Consider the following 14,909-nt stretch of genomic DNA (forward strand, 5'->3'; position numbering starts at 1 on the left):
GCGGCACCGGAGAGACGATCCACGAATGACGGGAAACTCGACCGCGGTCTCGAGCGAGACGAGCGTTGCCAACCGGCTACGCTACCTGCTGACGCTCTCGCGGCCCCGGTTCTGGCTCTACCTGGCCGGCCCGGTCCTCGTCGGCGTCGCCTATGCGGCAGGCTCGGCCGACGACCTGTTCACGCCCGCAGCGATCGCACTGTTCGGCTACTTCCTCCTGCCGGCGAACGTCTTCCTCTACGGGATCAACGACATCTTCGATCGAGAGATCGACGCCGCGAATCCGAAGAAAGACGAGCGGGAGGCGCGGTACCGGGGGCAGCGTTCCGTCCCGCTCGCGGTCGCCGTCTCCGGAGCGCTCGCGCTGGCGGTGCTTCCGCTGGTCCCGACGGCAGCCTGGGGCTGGATCGCCGGCTTTCTCGTTCTCGGCGCCGCCTACAGCGCGCCGCCGCTCCGGTTCAAGACGACGCCGCTGCTGGACTCGGTTTCGAACGGGCTCTACATCATGCCGGGAGCCGCGGCGTACGCCGCCGTCGCCGGCTCGCAGCCGCCCACGCTCGCGGTTCTCGGCGGCTGGCTGTGGGCGATGGGGATGCACACGTTTTCGGCGATTCCGGACATCGAACCCGACCGAGAGACCGGCGTTCGGACGACGGCGACGGTACTCGGCGAGCGCCGGACCTACGCCTACTGCGGGGCGTGCTGGCTCGCCGGCGCCATCGCGTTCGGTGCGCTCGACTACCGCCTCGGCGCGCTCATGGCGGTCTACCCCGTTCTCGTCGGCCTGATCGCGACCTCGAGCGTGGCTGTCGATCGGGCCTACTGGTGGTTTCCAGCGATCAACACCGTCGTCGGCGGGACGCTGACGATGGGCGGCCTCTGGGTGACTCTGTATGGATGAGACGATGACATCACGGACGAACGACTGGACGCGAGCAGACGTACAGCGCCGCCTCGAGGAGATCATCCGCGAGAACCGGTTTACGATCGCCGTGGTCTTCCCCTTCATCGGCGCGGTGACGCTGGTTGCGAGCGCGGAAGGGCTGTTGCCGGAGCCGCTGGCCTACAACCCCCTGCTGATTCTGTTCGGCACGATGGTGATGCGGTCGCCGCTACTCGTCGGGCTCTTGCCACGGATCGGTTCGTGGGCACTGGCGTGTCTCGGCCTGTTGACCGCCTACACGTACGCGATCGAGACCGTCGGCGTGCGAACGGACTGGCCCTACGGCGCCTTCGAGTACACGATCCAGCTCGGCCCGATGCTGTTCGGCGAGGTACCGCTGGCGCTGCCGCTGTTTTTCATCCCGCTCGTGTTGAACGCCTACCTGCTGACGCTGCTGGTGCTCGGAGACTGGGCCGACTCCGCCCTCGTTCGCGTTCCGACGGCGATCGCCGCCGTCGTCGCGATCGACCTCGTGCTCGATCCCGCCGCCGTCGCCATCGGCTTCTGGGCGTTCGAATCCGGCGCGTACTACGGCGTCCCGCTCTCGAACTACGTCGGCTGGATCATCTCGGGAAGCGTCGCGGTCGTCCTGGTCGATCTCGCCTTCGACCGGGCGGCGCTGCTCGAGCGCGTTCGCGGCTGCGTGTTCATCCTCGACGACCTGGTGAGCTTCGTCCTGCTGTGGGGGACGATCAATCTGCTCTACGGCAACTGGCTGGCTGCAGGCGTCGCCGGCCTGTTCTGTCTCGGCCTGTTCCGAACGGGCCGGTACGATCTCGAGATGCTCCGGACGGCGGTTCCGGATACGCGCTGACGGGCAGATTCGAATCCGTTTCCCGGTCGCGGCGCGCTTGCTCGAGGGCGCATAAGAAACGGCGAACCTGCCGGCTACAACCTTTTCCCCGTGAGTATTCTGTCGTACGTATGGCGTCCCGATTACCAGTCGAGTGTCCGCTCTGTCGCGAGACGATGCCGCCCGACCAGGGGCTCGAGGACCACCTCGTCAGCGTCCACGAGAAGCGGAAGCTGGCGCGGCTCGTCGTCGAGGAGACGACGGCGCTCGAGGAAGACATTTCCTGAGCGTCCCGTCGACGGAGGACGACGTTCGACGGGCCGTTAGACGAAGATGCCGCTCAGGGCGGGGCCGAACTGGAGCAAGAGCATGATGACGGCGGCCGTAATCGCCAGCCAGATCCCCAGGCCGATGGCGGCGAGCCGAGCGTTTTCACGGTCGATCTCGAGAGGGTCGTGCGTCGTATCCAGACTCATACCTGTACGATCTCGCCCGCCGACAACGAATTGTGAGCCACGATATAGAGGGTATTGAAGACACGAGCGAACCAGGGCTGGTTCTCTCCAGTTCCGGACCGATCACCGAACGGCTGAAACTGAGTTCTGGGAGAACAGAGAGTAGATAGGTCCGGTAGTCGAACCCGGTTGGTTCGAGTCCGCGACGCCTCGAGTCACTGCGTCGGGACGCCTTCGCCGTGTTCGGGACCGTGGCGTTCCGGTTCGGGCGAGGAGATCGCGGAGACGCGCTCGAAGACCGCTTCCGGGTCTCGGTTCCAGTGCCAGTACCAGCGCGTTTTCGCGAGACACCATAGCTTGCGACTCGTCGAGAGCGACGGCTCCGACGAGAGGACGTCGTACCCCTGGGCCCGGATGACGGCGTGGTGTTCCGCGTAGAGGACGGCCGCGAGCAACACCGGGAGCTGACAGTCTTCCGGCAGGTACCGAATTCCGGCGACCCCTTCGCGGTAGAGTCGCTCCGTTCGCTTCAGTTCCTCCGCCATCGCCGCCCGGAACGACGCCGAGTACTCGAGGTTCTCGATCTCCTCCTCGGACACGCCGTGGGATCGAAGCGTCTCCTGTGGAACGTAGATTCGGTCGCGCTCTACGACGTCCTCGCGGACGTCCCGGAGAAAGTTCGTCATCTGGAACGCCTCCCCGAGTGTGATCGCGTGCGGGAGCGCAGTCTCCGGGTCGTCGGGTTCCATGATCGCGGTCATCATCACGCCGACGGCTGCGGCCGACCCGCGCATGTACGTCTCGAGGTCGTCGTAGGTCTCGTACCGGCTGGTGGCGATATCCGTCTCCATCGCGTCGATGAACGAATCGACTTCGCTATCGGTGATGTCGTACCGCCGCCGAAGCTCCTGGAACGCCTCGAGGACCGGATCCTCAGGTTCGGCGCGGCCGAGCGCCTGGGCGCGAAGCGACTCGAGTTCCGCACGCTGTTGTGCGGGCGGGACGCCCGCTGCGTCGTCGACGACCTCGTCGGCGATGCGAAAGAACGCGTAGAGGATGTGCGTCGCGTTGCGAACCCGGTCCGGGAGAAACCGCGTTGCGAGATAGAACGTCTTCCCGGTTCGCTTCTGAATCTCCTCGCCTGCGTCGATGTGTTCCTGTTGCATTTGCTAGTTTGTTTTTCCCGTCCTTGCTTTGCCGATATCGGCGCCTGACAACGATTGGATACAAATCATACGGCAGATACATATAAAACCACTCCCCCTCACTAGTGTGGTTGTGACGTACCTGTTTTCCGAGAAGTTCGCCGAGATGGTTTGGTACCGACGGTGAAAACGGGCGAGGCCGGGTTACGGCTCGAGCAGTTCGTCGGCGAGCATCGGGATGAACGTCCCGATGTCGGTGACCATCCCGATCGCCTGGGCGCTGCCGCGGTCGAGTAACTGGGTGACCGTCGCGGGGTTGATGTCGACGCAGACGGTCTTCGTCGTCGACGGCAGGCAGTTGCCGACGGCGACGGAGTGCAACAGCGTCGAGAGCATGAGCACGAGGTCGGCCTCCTGGGCCTGCTCGCGGATCGCGTCCTGGGCCTCGATCGAGTCGGTGATCGTGTCCGGGAGCGGACCGTCGTCGCGGATCGACCCCGCGAGCACGTACGGAACGTCGTTCTCGACGCACTCGTACATCACGCCCCCGTCGACGACGCCCTCGTGGACGGCCGCCTCGATCCCGCCGAGGCGGGCGATCTCGCTGATCGTGTAGATGTGGTGTTTGTGGCCCTTTCGGGGGTGTTCCAGGCTCTCCGTATCGACGCCGAGGGACGTCCCGTACAGATCTCGCTCGAGGTCGTGGACCGCGAAGCCGTTCCCTGCGCTGAGTGCGTCGACGTACCCCGTCCGGACCAGTTCGGCGAGCGCATCTCGGCCGCCGGAGTGGACGATCGCCGGTCCACAGACCACGAGGACGGTGCCGTCGTTCTCGTTGACCTCGCGCATCTCGTCGGCGATCTCTTCGATGAGCGACGCCGACGGGCGTTCGCTCGAGACGCCGCCCTGCATGAAGCCGAACGAACCGCCGCCGTTTCGGGGTCGTTCCGGCGGATCGACTCTGATCCCGGTTTCGCCCGTCACGACGATATCGCCCTCCTCGATTGCGTTGAGTACCTTCGTATGAACGCGGGTTTCGCCCCCCTCGCGTTCGACTACGAGCGCGCAGTCCATCTCGACGTCCTCGACCTCGAGCCATTCGCCGTCGACGCGGACGACCGTCGGGTGGTTGGTCGTCGAGTAGAAGTCGGCGGGCACGATCCCGTCGCCCGGTGCCGCCTCGAGCGTCGCGTCGCGGGGGTCGGCGACCGCCGCCCCCTGCTGATTGAGTTCGTGGAGGATCGCCCGGAGATCCTCCTCGGTGTCGGCCAGCACTCGCATCCGACAGTAGGTTTCTTCGTGTTTGTGGCGCCCGACCTCGAACTCCTCGACCTCGAACTCGCCACCCATGTCCATCACGGCGCCGAAACACGCGCCCATCGATCCCGAGTCGATGATGTGGCCCTCGAGTTCTACGGTTCGCGAGACTGTCATTGCCCCGTAGTTGGCGACCGGGGACCGTCAATCTGTGCGTCTCTGGCGAATATCCCCGAGTCGCCGCAAACATCAAGAATAGTATAGATCAACAAAGATGAATTTAAGTGAGTTCGGTATCCATCCGGTGCTATGAAACGGATCGCCCTTCTCGTCGCGGCTCTCGTGATAACTGCACCTCTCGTCGGCGTCGGAACCGCCGTTGCGAGCGAGGATGTGACACTGGCAGTGACTGTTACCGACGACGACGAGAACGCCGTCGGCGGCGCACAGGTCACGGTGTCGTGGGACGACGGCGAGCGCACGGACGAAACGCGGTCGAACGGACAGGTGCTGATCGACGTTCCGAGCGGTGCAGACGTCGCGGTCGACGTCGAACACGACGATCTCGTCCAGAACAATCCGAAAGAGGTAGGCACCGTCAGCGACCACACGACGGTCAGCGCCGATCTCTACCCCGAAACCGACGGTGAGATCACCGTGGTCGAAAACGACACCCCGATCGCCGATGCGACGGTCACGCTCACCAGGGAGGACGACACCCGAACCGCAGCGACGGGGACGACCGACGACGACGGCGTCTTTACTGCAGACGCTATCGAGGTCGGCACCTACGAGATCGACGTCGAAAAGGCGGGCTACTACGACGAGTCCGCGTCTGTCGACCTGCGATCGAACGACGGAACGACCGTCGCGCTCGAGTCAGGAACCGAACGGGTCACCGTCTCGGTCACCGACGGCTACGTCGAGGAACCGCTTCAGACCGACGTCACGATCCGACACGACGGGGAACGCGACGCCACGCTCTCGACGAACGCGGACGGCGAACGAAGCGTCCCGCTCGAGGTCAACACGGCGTATACGGCCGTCGTCGAGGCGGACGAGTACGACGACGCGAGCAACGAACACGAGTTCACCGTCGGCGAGTCCGCGACAGCGGTCGAGTACGTGGTCGAGCGCGCGCCTGCGTTGACGCTCGAGGCCTCCAACGAGCGCGTCCTCGTCGGGGAAACCGTCGGCGTCGACGTGACCGACGAGTACGGCGACCCGGTCGACGACGCCGAACTCGTTCTCGACGGCTCGACCGTCGCGACGACGGACGACGACGGTTCGGCGACCGTGACGATCGAACGACACGGTGAACTCGAGCTAACGGTCCAGGAGGGAGACGTCACGGACACGGTCGTCGTCGACGGCGTCGATCCCGACGCGACGGACGACTCTCTGACCGAGGAGCAAAGTGAGGTCGAGAACGAGACGGACACCGACGACGAAGACGACTCTATCCCCGGATTCGCCGCCGGTACGGCCGGCGTCGCACTGGCTCTGGCTCTGGGGACCGCGATCGCTCACCGTCGCTGATGGCAGAGCCGCTGTGCGTCACCCGACTCGAGCACGCGGCAGCCGTGTCGGCTGCACCGAACGGGAGAGTGCCCTCCCGGAACACGAACGCCTATTCGACGGCACGATCGAGGGAGGTCATGGGCAGTGAGAAGGAGAAGATGCTTCGCGGGGAGTTGTACGATGCGAGCGACCCCGAACTCGTGACCGAACGGAGACGCGCACGGGAGCTTACGCGACAGTACAATCGGACGCCGGCGGACGACCACGAACGGCGACGGCGGCTTTTGAACGAACTGTTCGGCTCGGTGGGAGACCAGTGTCAGGTGGAGTCGCCGTTTCGCTGTGACTACGGCTACAACGTCCACGTCGGCGAGAACTTCTACGCGAACTTCGACTGCGTCGTCCTGGACGTCTGCCGGGTGGAGATCGGACGGAACTGTCTGCTCGGACCGGGCGTCCACATCTACACGGCGACCCACCCGCTCGATGCGAGCGAGCGAACTGAGGGGCGAGAGTACGGGAACCCGGTCACGATCGGTGACGACGTCTGGGTCGGTGGACGGGCGGTTCTCAATCCCGGTGTGACGGTCGGAGACGGCGCCGTCGTCGCATCCGGGGCGGTCGTAACCGAGGACGTCCCCGCCGAGGTCGTCGTCCAGGGAAACCCCGCGACGGTGGTAACGGAGCTGGCAACGGACTGACGAGCACGGCGACGGCGACCGGTCGGCTCGCTCCCTCCGACCCCGCGAGCTGGTACGGGACCAACCTATATGACACTCGACACCATATCCCAATACATGGCTAACGGCACATCTACACTCGGCGCGTCCCGGTGTCGAAACTGTGGCTTCGAGGCGCCAGGCGGCGACGACGCGTGGGTCCGAATCGACGTCCCGAAACTCGGCCGGATGACCCAGTGTCCGGAGTGTGGCAGCACGGACGTCATGACACACCGGTAAGCGCCACCGAACGGCAGTTCGGGGTGTGACAGCGTATCCAGCGACGCAGACAGATTCTTCACCGTCTCCGTTCTACCGTGTCCCATGAGCAACGAAACCAGCGATCTCCCGCGTGCGGACGACGAGTGGCGCGACGAACTCAGCGACGAGGAGTATCGAATCCTTCGCGAGGCGGGCACCGAAGCCCCGTTCAGCGGCGAGTACGTCGACCACAAGGAAGACGGCAGCTACGCCTGTACCGGCTGTGGTACCACGCTGTTCGAGTCCGGAACGAAGTTCGACTCCGGCTGTGGCTGGCCGAGTTTCTACGATGTCGACGACGACCGCGTCGAAACCCGCACCGACACCAGCCACGGGATGAACCGCACCGAGGTGCTCTGTGCGAACTGTGGCGGCCACCTCGGCCACGTGTTCGAGGACGGACCGGAGCCGACGGGCAAGCGCTACTGTATCAACTCCGTCGCGCTCGAGTTCGACGACGAGTAACGTCCGCCGAAGCGAATGCAGGCAGCACCCTTTTCGACGAAAACGGCACACCATCGTCCATGTCCAACGAACGACCGACTGCGGACGAACTGCGACAGGGAATCACCGTCGAGATCGTCCAGGAGGACCAGGACGTCCTCTCCGAGGACACGGAGCCGCTGATCGGTGAAATCGGGACGATCTACGAGGACAATCCGGACGGACCGAAAGTCAAGCTGAAAAACGGCGTCGTCGGTCACGTCCAGTCCGTGGTCCACGACGAGTAGCGATCGTTTCGGCACCCGGCTCCCGCCTCCCGTTCTATCGCCGGGGGAATCGATATCCTCGTGGATGACGACGTTCGGCCATGGGAAGATCGTGGTGGCTCGAACTGGCCACCGACGTCACGGCCGTCAGCCGGGAACGACAGATCAGCGTCAAATCCGCGGGACTGGCCTACCACGCGTTCAACACGCTCGTCCCGCTCGTCATCCTCGTTCTCGTCGGCGCGACGCTCGTCGACGCACTCGAGCCGATTTTCGAGGTGGTCGCCGAGGCGTTCGGGTTAGAAGACGTAGTGACCGACGAGGGTCTCGAGGAGGCGGCCGGCGAGAGTGGGGATCGAATCCGAGCAGCCTTGCTCGCGCTCGTCATCCTGCTGTGGAGCGCCGCCCGACTGTTCCAGGCGGTCAACAGCGCGTTTACCGACGTGTACGACTCCCGGGACGACCAGTCGTACGTGGGTAACGTCGCCACCGTAACCGCGGTGACCGTCGTCAACGCCCTGCTCCTGACCGCGACGTTCGCGTTCGGGATCGTCCTGGTAAGCATCGTTGGAATTACCCTCCCGGTGCAAGCCGGCGGGATGGCGGCGGCGATCGGGAGCGCCGTCGGTCTCGCTTTGCTCCTGCCGGTCGTCTTCTTCCCGATGTACTACCTCTTTCCGCAGGCCGACGTCTCGATAACCGAGGTGCTGCCGGGAACGGCGTTCGCCGCGATTACGTGGACGGTTCTCGGCGCCGGGTTTCGGTTCTACGTCGTCACCTCAGAGAGCGTCGCACTCTTCGGCATCGCCGGCGCGATCCTGCTGATCCTGACGTGGGTCTACCTCGGCGGGCTCTGTCTCCTCCTGGGAGCCGTACTCAACGCGGTTCTGGCCGGTCGCGTCGATCCCGACGAGGAGTGGGTACCGATGCAAGAGGTGTGGATGAAAAACGCCTGAGAAGTGAATCGGAGCGAGACAGGACGGAACCGCTCTCCGCGCTCAGCAGATGACGACTAGCGTGCCGGTTTCGGTCTCGTCGCCGATGGTGGCGGTCCACTCGTGTTCGCCCCGCTCGAGTTCGACCGTCGTGGAGATGTACTCGGACTCGCGGCCGTCCAGTTCGACGGAGATCGGTTCGCGTTCGCCGGCGATCTCGAACGAACCGTCCGCCGAAACTGGATCGTCGTCGTGGTTGAAGACGGTCAGGTCACATCCGATTCGAGTGGTGGTTTCGCCGTCCTGGATCCGGGCGGTCGCTCCGTCGAGGAGGTGCACCGTCAACTCGAGATCCTCGCGGTCCTCGTCGTACTCCTCGTGGGACTCGACGGTCACCGTGCCGGTCTCGACCTCGCCGTCGGCGGTAACCGTCCAGTCGTGCTCGCCCGAGCCGAGGCTTCTGGCCTCGATACTCGTGTACGCGTTCCCGCTCTCGCCCGGCGCTAGCTCGAGCGTCTCGAGTTCGTCGTAGATGTGTGCGATCTCGAGGACGACCGGCACCGAGACAGGGTCGTCGCCGTGGTTCGTCACTGTGACGAGGAAATCTGCGTATCCCTCTCGAACGGGAACCGAATCGGGCGCGGAGATCGACAGTTCGAGCTCTCCTTCGGCGGAATCGTCGTCTCGTGCACCGACCGTCGTGAGTGAGGCGAGCGCGCCAACGGTTATCAGCGACGTCCCTCCCGCGATCAGGCTCCGTCTATTGTGGTTCGACATATCTTATCCATCACTGATCACGTATGTCACTATCACCATCATACTCACTGTTGGAAGGAGTGAAACAATTGGGATTTGATAGTTAGTGTGCTGTTATCCGCCCTCGTCCGACCGGCTCAGAACCGACGACAGACCGTCTATTACCCTTCTCCGCCTAGTACTGGCCAGAGTCGTGAAATGCGGTGTGGATCGCCCGTGCTCGCGTTTCCCCAATCCCGTCGATCCGTTCGAGGTCCGAGACGCTCGCCTCGACCAGTTCCGCGACGGTCGGGTACGCCTCGTACAGCGTCGCGGCGAGTTCGGGGCCGATCCCTTCGATGCAGCCGTACATCTGCTTCGTCGTCGGTTCGCGGCGGCTCGGAACTGACCCGACGGGAAGCGGCCGCCGGGACGGCTCCTCTGCGTGCTTGCGCCCGAGACGGATCGCGAAGTCGACGAGCCGTCGGCGATCCGTACAGGGGATGACCGGGACGGCCTGGCGGGCCGTGATCGAGGCCATCGAACCCCGGATCGCGGCCGGATCGATACTCGTTCGCATGGTGTCGAGATCGGTGAAGTCTCCCTCGAGAAGGACGTAGGGGTGGTCGTAGCTCGCGGCCAGACGCTCGAGTTGGTCGTGGAGATCCGGGCCGGCGCGGCCCATGACGCCGTTGACGTAATCTCGAGGCGTTTTCCGCTCGACAGCGACCGATCCGATGACGAGATCACCGGCTGCGAGTCGATCGACCGCAACCGCAGAGACGTCGGCGTGACTCCGTACGGCCTCGACCAGTCCGGCGGGTTCCCGATCGTCGACGGTGACCGCGACGCGCATAGCGACGGGTACGTTCCCGATCGGGGAACGGGTATCGATCCGCGACGGTTCGGACCGACACCTTCTATCAGCACGGACACATAGTCACGACGAATGGCTCCCGAACCGACTCGCGACGATGCCCGTCTCCTCGTCGTCGAACCCGCCTCCGGGGACGAGGAGACGAGCGCGATCACGGAACGAGCGCGCGAGGGCGACGCCGCCGACGTCCGCCAGTTCGCGAGCGCGCAGGCGGCGCTCGAGTTTCTCGAGTCGAACGCGATCGACTGCGTCGTGAGCGCTCACGAACTGGAGACGACGACCGGTCTCGACCTGCTCGAGACGATTCGAGACCGCGAGCTGAACCTGCCGGTCGTGCTCGCACCGGCGAACGGCGACGAGACGCTCGCCAGCGACGCGGTCGCCGCGGGCGTCACCGAGTACGTCCCTCGTGACCGACGGGACTCGCTCGTGTCGGCAATCGACCGCGCGATCTCGCAGGGCCGCGCCGACCGAGTTGCCCAGGAGCGCGCCCGCCAGTTCGAGTCGATCTTCGAGGACCCGGACACCTACTCGTGGGTGCTCGAGCCCGACGGCGACGTTCGGCGGACGAATACCGGAGCGCTCGAGGCGATCGACGCGACCGGAAGCGACGTCCGCGGCCTGCCGTTCTGGACGCTCCCCTGGTGGGACCGGACTGAAGACGGCGGAGAAGCGATCCGGACCGCGGTCGAGCAGGCGGCGAACGGAACGGTCGCGCACCGAGAGCTGACCCGAACGGCGCCGCCGGCAGCCGAACACGACCGGACCGACGGGGACGGCTCGCGGACCTACGAGGTGACGGTGCGACCGGTGCGCGACGAGACGGGTGCGGTCGTCTCGCTGTTCGTCCAGGCGACGGACGTCACCGAGCGCGTCCGGCTCGAGACGGAGCTTCGGGAGTCCGAGGAACTCCACCGGGTGACGCTCAACCACATGACCGACACCGTCCTCATCACCGACGACGACGGCGCGTTCACCTACGTCTGCCCGAACGTCCACTTCATCTTCGGCTACACCGACGACGAGATCCACGAGATGGGGTCGATCGACGAACTGCTCGCACCCGATCTGTTCGACCGCGCAGACCTCGCCGAGGAGGGCGTGCTGACGAACATCGAGTGTACGGCGACGGACAAGGCGGGACGAGAGCACACCCTGCTGGTCAACGTCCGCGAGGTGTCGATCCAGGACGGGACGATTCTCTACAGCTGTCGCGACATCACCAAACGCAAGCGCCGCGAGGAGGCGCTGACGGGACTCCATCGGACCGCCCGGGAGCTGCTGTACGCCGAAACCGACCGCGAAATCGCAGACCGCATCGTCGCGGACGGCACGGACGTCCTCGATCTGGAGGCCAGTGCGGCCTTCCGCTTCGACACCGACGAGAACGTGTTACGACCGGTGGCGTCCTCGCCGGGGATGGACCGACTGCACGGACCGTTGCCGACCAGGCGAGCGAACGACGAGAGCATCCCCGGCCAGGTTTTCGTCGGGGGCGAGCCCCGATTCTTCGCGGACGTCCACGAGTCGCCGTCGCTGTCGAATCCGGCCACGGAACTCCGCAGCGCCGGCTACGTTCCGCTCGGGGACCACGGCGTCTTCGTCGTCGGCTCGCCGGAGGTCGACGCCTTCGACGACGTCTCGCGAGAGCTGACCGACCTGCTGGCGGCGACGGCCGAAGCGGCGCTCGACCGAGTCGAGCGAGAACGGACCCTTCGCGAACGCGACCGGGAGCTCAAACACCGCAACAGGCAGCTCACCCGGCTCAACCAGGTGAACGAGATCATCAGGGAGATCGATGCCGCGCTGGTCACAGCCGAGACCCGTGAAGAGATCGAACGCGCCGTCTGCGAGCGGCTCACGACGGCGGATCGGTTCGCCTTCGCCTGGATCGGCACGACCGACGCCGCCGGCGACCACCTCGAGTCGAACGCCCACGACGGCACCGGCCGGGGGCAAGAGTACCTCGACAGCGTCTCGTTCTCGCTCGCTGATGCGACCGAACCCGCGGCCCGGACGGCGTCGACGCGCGAGGTGACCGTCGTTCCGAACGTCGTCGACCGCCTTCACGACGAGCCGTGGCGGAAGGCCGCGCTCTCGAGGGATTACCAGTCGGCGATCGGCGTCCCGCTCGCGTACGACGAGTTCACCTACGGCGTGTTGACCGTCTACGCCGACAGGCCCGACGCGTTCGACGAGACCACGCGTGCAGTCCTCGCGGAACTCGGCGAGACGATCGCCTCCGCGATCGCCGCGGTCGAGCGCAAGCGGGCACTGTTGACCGACTCGCAGACGCGCCTCGAATTCGACGTGAACGACGACAGCTTCGTCTTCACGCGGCTCGCGCGGCGGGCTGACTGCATGCTCTCGTTCAACGGCGGCGTTCGCCAGCACGACGAACGGATCTCCGTGTTCGTGACGGTCGACGGGGCGCCGGTGACCGACGTCGCGACTGCTGCTACCGATCTCGTCGCCGTCGAGGACGTCCAGATCATCAGCGACGAGCAAAGCGGCGACGAGCCCGGTGGGACGGTGCTCCTCGAACTCGCGCAGCCGTTTCTGGCACTCCAGCTCGCGGACCACGGAGTCGTCCTGCGTCGCATCGAGGCGACGCCGGAGGCCGCACAGCTCGTCGTCGACGTCCCGAGTGCCGTCAACCCGAGCGGCAGCGTCGACGTCGTCTCGAACGCGTTCACGGACGTCGAACTCCGGTCGAAGCGGAGTATCGAACGGAGTTCGCCGCGTGATCTGCACTCGGAGCTGGTCGACCGATTGACCGAGCGACAGCTCGAGGTCGTCCAGATGGCTTACTACGGCGGCTACTTCGAATCCCCCCGAGAGCGATCCGGCGAGGACGTCGCCGAGACGCTCGGCATCTCCCCGGCCGCGTTCTACCGCCACATCAGGCTCGTCCAGCGCTCGCTCTTTGCGGTCCTGTTCGAGGAGACCGGCCTCCCAGCCGGCGCCACGCCAGGGGTTGAATAGTGAACCCTCACCGAACGCTGACGCTAGTTATCTGACGGACATGCTCAACCTAATATCCCTATTATTGTTCATACACGACGGAGCCTCGATTCAAATCGCTCGTCGTGTCCACCATGAAAGACGTTGAACTCGACCCGAGTGAAGAATCGACCTACGAGTGTTTCAACTGCGGGACCGTCGTCCGATCGGTGTCGTCGGCCACCTGTCCCGACTGCGGCGCCGACATGCGTAATCGCCAGACGCCGCTCGAGTAACGATGAGCTCACAGCAGCGTTCTTCTTCACCGACAGCGGATGCGCCGGCCTCGGAGGCCACCGATTCGGAGACCGCCCTCGAGACCGCGCGCAGACAGCTTCGTCGCGCGACGACCCACCTCGAACTCGACGACACGGTCGTAGAGCGGCTCAAGCATCCAGCGAAGGTCCACGAGGTAACCATCCCGCTCGAGCGCGACGACGGTTCGGTCGAGATTTTCACGGGATACCGAGCCCAGCACGATAGCGTCCGCGGCCCGTTCAAAGGGGGGTTGCGATACCACCCGGCGGTCACCCGCGACGAGTGCGTGGGGCTCGCGATGTGGATGACCTGGAAGTGTGCCGTCATGGATCTCCCCTTCGGCGGCGCGAAAGGTGGAATCGTCGTCGACCCCAAATCGCTGAGCGACGACGAGAAGGAGCGGCTCACTCGCCGGTTCACCCAGGAGATCCGTGAGGTGGTCGGACCGACGAAAGACATCCCCGCCCCCGATATGGGAACCGATCCGCAGACGATGGCCTGGTTGATGGACGCCTACAGCATGCAGGAAGGGGAGACGATCCCCGGCGTGGTCACCGGCAAGCCCCCCGCCATCGGCGGCAGTTACGGCCGCGAGGAAGCGCCCGGTCGCAGCGTCGCCATCGTTACGCGCGAGACCTGCGCGTACTACGACTCCCCGCTCGAGGAGACGACCGTCGCCGTCCAGGGGTTCGGCAGCGTCGGCGCCAACGCAGCCTGCCTGCTCGAGGAGTGGGGCGCGACCGTCGTCGCCGTCAGCGACGTCAACGGCGCCGTCTACGACCCCGCCGGGATCGACGTGGCCGCGATCCCGTCCCACGACGAAGAGCCAGAAGCGGTCACCGGAAACGCCGAGGGCACTCGGATCTCGAACGCGGAGCTCCTGGAACTCGACGTCGACGTGCTGATCCCGGCCGCGGTCGGCAACGTCATCACCGAGGACAACGCCGCCGACGTGCGAGCCGACCTCGTCGTCGAGGGGGCGAACGGGCCGACGACGTTCGCCGCCGACTCGATCCTCGCCGAGCGCGGGATCCGTGTGCTGCCGGACATCCTCGCCAACGCGGGCGGGGTGACCGTCTCGTACTTCGAGTGGCTTCAGGACATCAACCGCCGGACGTGGAGCGCGGAGCGAGTCAACGAAGAACTTGAGGCCGAGATCGTCGGGGCCTGGAACGACCTCCGCGAGGAGGTCGAGCGGCGGGACGTCTCCTGGCGCGACGCGGCTTACGTCGTCGCGCTCTCGCGAATCGCCGATGCACACGAGGCGCGAGGGCTCTGGCCCTGAGCGGCGACCTCG

The 14,909-nt window shown here is 65.4% G+C and carries 17 protein-coding genes; 12 read left to right on the forward strand and 5 right to left on the reverse strand.

Going from position 1 to position 14,909, the window contains the following annotated elements; genetic code table 11:
- Positions 1–25 precede the first annotated feature (25 nt).
- The 3 genes from CV102_RS12065 to CV102_RS25955 all read left to right on the forward strand — a co-directional run bounded on the left by CV102_RS12065 (position 26) and on the right by CV102_RS25955 (position 2,023).
- Complete coding sequence (locus CV102_RS12065; protein WP_148858253.1) at positions 26–901, forward strand: prenyltransferase; 876 nt, start codon at positions 26–28, stop codon at positions 899–901.
- Positions 894–1,757 carry a bisanhydrobacterioruberin hydratase gene (gene cruF, locus CV102_RS12070; protein WP_148858254.1) on the forward strand — a complete coding sequence of 288 codons (864 nt, stop codon included), beginning with the start codon at positions 894–896 and terminating at the stop codon, positions 1,755–1,757. The genes CV102_RS12065 and cruF overlap by 8 nt, the downstream gene beginning before the upstream one ends.
- A 110-nt stretch (positions 1,758–1,867) precedes the next feature.
- Positions 1,868–2,023 carry a hypothetical protein gene (locus CV102_RS25955; RefSeq protein ID WP_187432947.1) on the forward strand — a complete coding sequence of 52 codons (156 nt, stop codon included), beginning with the start codon at positions 1,868–1,870 and terminating at the stop codon, positions 2,021–2,023.
- Positions 2,024–2,059: 36 nt separating this feature from the next.
- Here CV102_RS25955 and CV102_RS25960 read toward each other — a convergent pair whose 3' ends face one another.
- The 3 genes from CV102_RS25960 to CV102_RS12080 form a co-directional block, all read right to left on the reverse strand.
- Complete coding sequence (locus CV102_RS25960; RefSeq protein ID WP_187432948.1) at positions 2,060–2,212, reverse strand: hypothetical protein; 153 nt, start codon at positions 2,210–2,212, stop codon at positions 2,060–2,062.
- 194 nt (positions 2,213–2,406) lie between these two features.
- Positions 2,407–3,357 (reverse strand): phytoene/squalene synthase family protein, encoded by a 951-nt coding sequence (locus CV102_RS12075; RefSeq protein WP_148858255.1) that lies wholly within the window; start codon positions 3,355–3,357, stop codon positions 2,407–2,409.
- Between the two features lie 183 nt (positions 3,358–3,540).
- The gene (locus tag CV102_RS12080) at positions 3,541–4,770 is read right to left on the reverse strand and encodes an ornithine cyclodeaminase (protein WP_148858256.1); all 1,230 of its coding nucleotides are present in this window, start codon (positions 4,768–4,770) and stop codon (positions 3,541–3,543) included.
- Between the two features lie 132 nt (positions 4,771–4,902).
- On the opposite strand from CV102_RS12080, the gene CV102_RS12085 reads away from it, so the two are divergent.
- The 6 genes from CV102_RS12085 (at position 4,903) to CV102_RS12105 (ending at position 8,760) form a co-directional block, all read left to right on the forward strand.
- Complete coding sequence (locus tag CV102_RS12085) at positions 4,903–6,132, forward strand: carboxypeptidase-like regulatory domain-containing protein (protein ID WP_148858257.1); 1,230 nt, start codon at positions 4,903–4,905, stop codon at positions 6,130–6,132.
- Positions 6,133–6,251: 119 nt separating this feature from the next.
- Positions 6,252–6,815: a sugar O-acetyltransferase gene (locus CV102_RS12090; RefSeq protein WP_148858258.1), complete on the forward strand. Its 564-nt coding sequence runs from the start codon at positions 6,252–6,254 to the stop codon at positions 6,813–6,815.
- A gap of 96 nt (positions 6,816–6,911) precedes the next feature.
- Positions 6,912–7,073 (forward strand): hypothetical protein, encoded by a 162-nt coding sequence (locus CV102_RS25965; RefSeq protein ID WP_187432949.1) that lies wholly within the window; start codon positions 6,912–6,914, stop codon positions 7,071–7,073.
- 84 nt (positions 7,074–7,157) lie between these two features.
- Positions 7,158–7,559 (forward strand): peptide-methionine (R)-S-oxide reductase MsrB, encoded by a 402-nt coding sequence (msrB, locus tag CV102_RS12095; protein WP_148858259.1) that lies wholly within the window; start codon positions 7,158–7,160, stop codon positions 7,557–7,559.
- Positions 7,560–7,618: 59 nt separating this feature from the next.
- Positions 7,619–7,825 (forward strand): YwbE family protein, encoded by a 207-nt coding sequence (locus tag CV102_RS12100; RefSeq protein ID WP_148858260.1) that lies wholly within the window; start codon positions 7,619–7,621, stop codon positions 7,823–7,825.
- Between the two features lie 80 nt (positions 7,826–7,905).
- Positions 7,906–8,760: a YihY/virulence factor BrkB family protein gene (locus CV102_RS12105; RefSeq protein ID WP_148858261.1), complete on the forward strand. Its 855-nt coding sequence runs from the start codon at positions 7,906–7,908 to the stop codon at positions 8,758–8,760.
- 42 nt (positions 8,761–8,802) lie between these two features.
- Here the strand turns inward: CV102_RS12105 and CV102_RS12110 are convergent, their stop codons facing one another.
- Together CV102_RS12110 and CV102_RS12115 are read right to left on the reverse strand one after the other, a co-directional pair.
- Entirely contained in the window at positions 8,803–9,516 is a 714-nt protein-coding gene (locus CV102_RS12110) for a hypothetical protein (protein WP_148858262.1), read from the reverse strand.
- Positions 9,517–9,670: 154 nt separating this feature from the next.
- Complete coding sequence (locus CV102_RS12115) at positions 9,671–10,330, reverse strand: ERCC4 domain-containing protein (protein WP_148858263.1); 660 nt, start codon at positions 10,328–10,330, stop codon at positions 9,671–9,673.
- A gap of 93 nt (positions 10,331–10,423) precedes the next feature.
- Here CV102_RS12115 and CV102_RS12120 point away from each other — a divergent pair, with 93 nt between their 5' ends.
- From CV102_RS12120 to gdhB, 3 genes are all read left to right on the forward strand, one after another.
- On the forward strand, positions 10,424–13,336 hold the full coding sequence (locus tag CV102_RS12120) for a bacterio-opsin activator domain-containing protein (protein WP_148858264.1): 2,913 nt from the start codon (positions 10,424–10,426) through the stop codon (positions 13,334–13,336).
- Positions 13,337–13,449: 113 nt separating this feature from the next.
- Complete coding sequence (locus CV102_RS12125; protein ID WP_148858265.1) at positions 13,450–13,590, forward strand: rubrerythrin-like domain-containing protein; 141 nt, start codon at positions 13,450–13,452, stop codon at positions 13,588–13,590.
- A 2-nt stretch (positions 13,591–13,592) separates the two neighbouring features.
- On the forward strand, positions 13,593–14,897 hold the full coding sequence (gene gdhB / locus CV102_RS12130; RefSeq protein WP_148858266.1) for a glutamate dehydrogenase GdhB: 1,305 nt from the start codon (positions 13,593–13,595) through the stop codon (positions 14,895–14,897).
- Positions 14,898–14,909 lie beyond the last annotated feature (12 nt).

Source organism: Natronococcus pandeyae (assembly GCF_008122205.1).
Taxonomy (GTDB): Archaea; Halobacteriota; Halobacteria; order Halobacteriales; family Natrialbaceae; genus Natronococcus; species Natronococcus pandeyae.

Excerpts from the sequence above, each read along its gene's own strand:
- CV102_RS12065 (WP_148858253.1), top strand. The coding sequence starts at position 26 with ATGACGGGAAACTCGACCGCGGTCTCGAGCGAGACGAGCGTTGCCAAC.
- CV102_RS12115 (WP_148858263.1), bottom strand. The coding sequence starts at position 10,330 with ATGCGCGTCGCGGTCACCGTCGACGATCGGGAACCCGCCGGACTGGTC.
- CV102_RS25965 (WP_187432949.1), top strand. The coding sequence starts at position 6,912 with ATGGCTAACGGCACATCTACACTCGGCGCGTCCCGGTGTCGAAACTGT.
- CV102_RS12090 (WP_148858258.1), top strand. The coding sequence starts at position 6,252 with ATGGGCAGTGAGAAGGAGAAGATGCTTCGCGGGGAGTTGTACGATGCG.
- CV102_RS25955 (WP_187432947.1), top strand. The coding sequence starts at position 1,868 with ATGGCGTCCCGATTACCAGTCGAGTGTCCGCTCTGTCGCGAGACGATG.
- CV102_RS12075 (WP_148858255.1), bottom strand. The coding sequence starts at position 3,357 with ATGCAACAGGAACACATCGACGCAGGCGAGGAGATTCAGAAGCGAACC.
- CV102_RS12125 (WP_148858265.1), top strand. The coding sequence starts at position 13,450 with ATGAAAGACGTTGAACTCGACCCGAGTGAAGAATCGACCTACGAGTGT.
- gdhB (WP_148858266.1), top strand. The coding sequence starts at position 13,593 with ATGAGCTCACAGCAGCGTTCTTCTTCACCGACAGCGGATGCGCCGGCC.
- CV102_RS12110 (WP_148858262.1), bottom strand. The coding sequence starts at position 9,516 with ATGTCGAACCACAATAGACGGAGCCTGATCGCGGGAGGGACGTCGCTG.
- cruF (WP_148858254.1), top strand. The coding sequence starts at position 894 with ATGGATGAGACGATGACATCACGGACGAACGACTGGACGCGAGCAGAC.
- CV102_RS25960 (WP_187432948.1), bottom strand. The coding sequence starts at position 2,212 with ATGAGTCTGGATACGACGCACGACCCTCTCGAGATCGACCGTGAAAAC.
- CV102_RS12100 (WP_148858260.1), top strand. The coding sequence starts at position 7,619 with ATGTCCAACGAACGACCGACTGCGGACGAACTGCGACAGGGAATCACC.
- CV102_RS12105 (WP_148858261.1), top strand. The coding sequence starts at position 7,906 with ATGGGAAGATCGTGGTGGCTCGAACTGGCCACCGACGTCACGGCCGTC.
- CV102_RS12085 (WP_148858257.1), top strand. The coding sequence starts at position 4,903 with ATGAAACGGATCGCCCTTCTCGTCGCGGCTCTCGTGATAACTGCACCT.
- CV102_RS12080 (WP_148858256.1), bottom strand. The coding sequence starts at position 4,770 with ATGACAGTCTCGCGAACCGTAGAACTCGAGGGCCACATCATCGACTCG.
- msrB (WP_148858259.1), top strand. The coding sequence starts at position 7,158 with ATGAGCAACGAAACCAGCGATCTCCCGCGTGCGGACGACGAGTGGCGC.
- CV102_RS12120 (WP_148858264.1), top strand. The coding sequence starts at position 10,424 with ATGGCTCCCGAACCGACTCGCGACGATGCCCGTCTCCTCGTCGTCGAA.